General features: G+C 55.8%; 2 protein-coding genes and 1 pseudogene. 2 read left to right on the forward strand and 1 reads right to left on the reverse strand.

Annotated features, from left to right (window positions below; all coding sequences use genetic code 11):
• Nucleotides 1-1,293: hypothetical protein (locus QT222_RS03165; protein ID WP_491476279.1), on the reverse strand; the 1,293-nt coding region annotated here is incomplete at its 3' end.
• A 425-nt stretch (nt 1,294-1,718) separates the two neighbouring features.
• Between QT222_RS03165 and QT222_RS03170 the strand changes: the two genes are divergently transcribed.
• Both QT222_RS03170 and QT222_RS03175 read left to right on the forward strand, forming a co-directional pair.
• Entirely contained in the window at nt 1,719-2,144 is a 426-nt protein-coding gene (locus QT222_RS03170; RefSeq protein WP_491476280.1) for a winged helix-turn-helix transcriptional regulator, read from the forward strand.
• 237 nt (nt 2,145-2,381) lie between these two features.
• Nucleotides 2,382-2,771, forward strand: a pseudogene (locus QT222_RS03175) (hypothetical protein); the annotation flags it as partial.

Below are 2,771 nucleotides of genomic sequence, written 5' to 3' on the forward strand. Positions count from 1 at the left end.
GTCGTCCGCGCCGACCGTGGTACCGAGTTCGATGATCTCCTCTCGGGTCAGGTCGCCGAGGAACGCTCCGACTTCGGTGTCACTGTTCTCGTCACGTTCGAGGTCGATCTCGTCACCATTGGATTCGAGGTCGAGACCACCGTCTTCCTCGACATCGAGGTTCTCGCCACTGTGTTCGATGTCGTGGTCATCGGTTTCGAATTCGGTCTCGTCTTCGTCGCTCTCGAATTCGGTGTCGTCGTCGTGGTCTTCGACATCGACATCGTCATCGCTCTGCTCGATGTCGCGGTCGTCATCCTCGAACTCGACCTCGTCGCCGTCGTTCTCGAAGTCGATGCCATCATCGGTATCGACTTCGAGGTCGTCGTCGTCCTGTTCGATCTCCTGCACGTCGGTCTCGAAGTCGAGATCGCCGTTGTTCTCGAACTCGAATTCTTCGCCTTCGACGTCGACATCGTCACCGTTGTGTTCGATGTCGTGTTCGTCGTCGGCCTCGAGTTCGTGGTCGTCGCCGTCGCTCTCTAAGTCGAGGTTATTCCGTTCATTCTCGACTTCGAGGTCGTCGCCGTCCTGTTCGATCTCGCTCTCGTCGGTATCGATGTCGACATCGTCACCGTCGAGGTCGATGTCGATGTCGCCAGCGTCCTCAGTTTCGAGGTCGAGACTGCCATCGTTCTCGTAATCGATGGTATCGCTCTCGACATCGGCCTCGTCGCCGTGCTTTTCGATTTCGGCCTCGTCGTGTTCGACATCGAGGTCGTCATCTTCGGCCTCGTAGTCGAGGTCGTGGCCGTCGGTGTCGTCTTCGACTTCGAGACGGCTGTTGTCCTGTTCGATTTCGACGTCGTCGAACTCGATATCGGCGCGGTCACCGTCTTCTTCGGACTCAAAGTCGAGGTCGTTTTCGTCGTCCTCGACTTCGACGTCGTCATCGTCCTGTTCGATTTCGTGGTCGTCTGTCTCTACGTCGACGTCGTCACCGCCGTCGTGGCTCTCGAAGTCGAAATCGTCGTCGTCGTCTTCGACTTCGAGGTCGTCGTCGTCCTGTTCGATTTCGCTATCATCGAACTCGACATCGGCCTCCCTATCGTCCTGGTTGGACTCGAAGTCGAGGTCGTCATCGTCGTCTTCGACTTCGGCGTCGTCGCCGCTGTGTTCAATCTCTCCATCCTCGGTATCGATGTCAACATCGCCATCGCTCTGGTGATCAGCAGCTACCGACATCGCGCCGCCGGCAGTAATCATGCCAATCGCCAGAAACAGTATCAGTACTAATCGGAATGTGTCTTTCATGGTTGTTCGTCACGTCGGTTGATTACCCAGCGCGGAGAGCAGATCGGGTTCGTATCCGCTCTCCCTGGGACAGACTCATGTTTGGACCCTTTCCCCATAAGGTTAAGCTAACTGACTAATCAGCGGATTAAAACGACTTTATCGTGTGATTCGATGGGCGGCTGGTAACGGGTCGAACATGGGGTTACCCGTCAGAAACCGCCATCAATCGCGTGTGCGGGCGACTCAAGCATAGACCGTGCCTAGAGAGGAGTAGATGGTGCCTAGATGGGTGCTGGAATCAATGAGAGGTGAGAAGAATCGTCCGGTAGCAGGCTGTTAGTAGTAGATAACACTCATATGTTCGGGTTAGTCTAGTCACTTCGGTCCGCCAATGCTAACCACCTAGTCGGGATACTTGTTTGTGCTCGGGTGGTACTACTCGTATGAGCAATGGCTCGGAGTCGAGTAGTCACTCAGACGCCACTCTCCCACGGACACACGAGCGTCAGGACGAACTGACGTCGATGTCCTCGCTGTTTGGACGAAAGTGGAATCCGGTCATTATCCACGCCCTCGTTGAGGACGGTCCACTCGGGTTCAGCGAACTCAGGGAGCCGATTGACCGCATCTCCAACAAAGCACTCTCGGAGAGTCTGAGCACCCTCGAAGAGAGAGGCGTTGTCGAGCGAACTACCATCAGTCAGCGTCCGTTCAGGGTGGAGTACTCGCTGACTGACTGGGGGGAATCACTCGGGTCCATCGTTATGGACTTCATCGACAGTACGAAGAGAGACACCGAGGGTACGGATATCGTCGACAACGAGAACAAGGATGTCAACACCAGTACAGCAATTGACCTCGGGAAGTGAGCATCCGACGGTAATAATAAACCGACCATCGCGAGCACGACTCGAGACACGCCCGGTAACTGGAGTGCCGCCCCAGTCTTGCCTGCGGTAGAATAGCCGCGGCTGGAGTTGCAACTTGCTTGACGACGCAACCATCGATTCTTTAGTTATAGGGCTACAGTACTGTAACGCGATTACTGGATGGAAACTCTATACTGATTGTATCCGCTTACGATGTGTTTGGCGGAGGCACCGTGGATGGCTGACCTCCCGAGACGGGAGTGGCTAGCGAATGTGGGTGCCGGGTTGGCTCTCTTGTTACTCGGCTTTGGGGTGACCACAGCCAACCGGGCCAACTCCGAGTCGAGCACCGGAGTGCTCGGATACTTGCAGGACGGTATGGGGTCAGTGACATCAGATGAGTCTGCCCGAGGCGAAACGTCGGATGGTCCAGTACGAGACGAAACAGCAGATGACTCGGTCCAAGACGAACAGACACTCAGCTACGAGGTTGACGAAAACGGGGACGTCGAGTTTGACGCTGAGAACATCTCGTTTGAGGCCGAATCAGATGGTGTCGAGTTCGTCGTCGACGGTAAGACGAGCATCGGCTTCGGAGTCAGCTCGGATGCTGTCGGACTGACGGTA

This window comes from Haloferax sp. s1 (assembly GCF_058382125.1).

Excerpts from the sequence above, each read along its gene's own strand:
- QT222_RS03170 (WP_491476280.1), top strand. The coding sequence starts at position 1,719 with ATGAGCAATGGCTCGGAGTCGAGTAGTCACTCAGACGCCACTCTCCCA.